This window comes from Streptococcus sp. 10824 (assembly GCF_013276595.1).
In the GTDB taxonomy this organism is placed as follows: domain Bacteria; phylum Bacillota; class Bacilli; order Lactobacillales; family Streptococcaceae; genus Streptococcus; species Streptococcus pseudopneumoniae.
The window spans coordinates 1-863 of sequence record NZ_VMLH01000126.1 but is presented as its reverse complement, the minus strand read 5'-3'; the positions used below and the strand labels follow the sequence as shown (position 1 = coordinate 863).

General features: G+C 43.5%; 1 protein-coding gene. It reads right to left on the bottom strand.

Annotated features, from left to right (window positions below; all coding sequences use genetic code 11):
- On the bottom strand, window positions 1-863 hold an 863-nt coding region (locus HT701_RS10145; RefSeq protein WP_172931491.1), incomplete at both ends, for an IS66 family transposase.

Genomic DNA, 863 nt, shown 5'->3' with positions numbered 1-863 from the left:
ATGGCCTTAAAGGTTTCTTCATACTTGAGACTGTATTCAATTGCCCTTCCTAGTTTTGAACCAGGTAAAACTGACTGACGCCGACACCAAGCAAAGAAGTCTTCCATTAGGGGTTGGAGCTCTTCTTGACGTTTCTGTAGTCGTTCATCAGCTGGCAAAACCTCCCAGTCTCTTTCCAAGGCAAATAACTGGTCACAATAAGCTAAACCTTTAGCTCCTAAGGATGAGTTATCTGCTTGCTTGGGGGTGGATTCAAAAAACTTCCTTCTCACATGCGCCCAACATCCAACAAGTTCAGCTTCTTCCAGTTGACGATAAGCAGACATATCACAATGCACATATCCAGAATAATCTCCTAGGAATTCTTGTACTACTGAACCACTTCGACGCTGATCATGGTGGTACAGCGTGATTCCTTGCTTCTCAGCTTTCCCAGACAAAAAAGTCCAATAGTAGGTCAGATGGCTATCACTCTCTAGCACCCTATAAGAAGTTTCATCCGCATGAAGTAAGGGCTGAGTCAATAGTCTCTCTCGCAAGAGGTTATAGAGGGGCTCCAAATAGTATTGACTCGCCTTGATATGCCAATTAGAGATTTCCTTACGTGTGATTGGTAAACCCATCCTAGCCCAATCTTCTTCTTGGCGATAATTGGGGACCTTCAGATTAAACTTCTGATGGATGGTGTGAGCGATAATAGAAGCTGAGCCAAGGCTATGCGCCAAAGGGGCTTTAGGGATAGGAGCTTTCACAATTTTATCACTCGGATTTTTCTCACTGCATGCTTGGCATTTGTAAGAGTGTTGGATATGATCTATGCGTTTTAATTGCGCAGGAATAAAGACTAATTCTTGGCCTTGAAG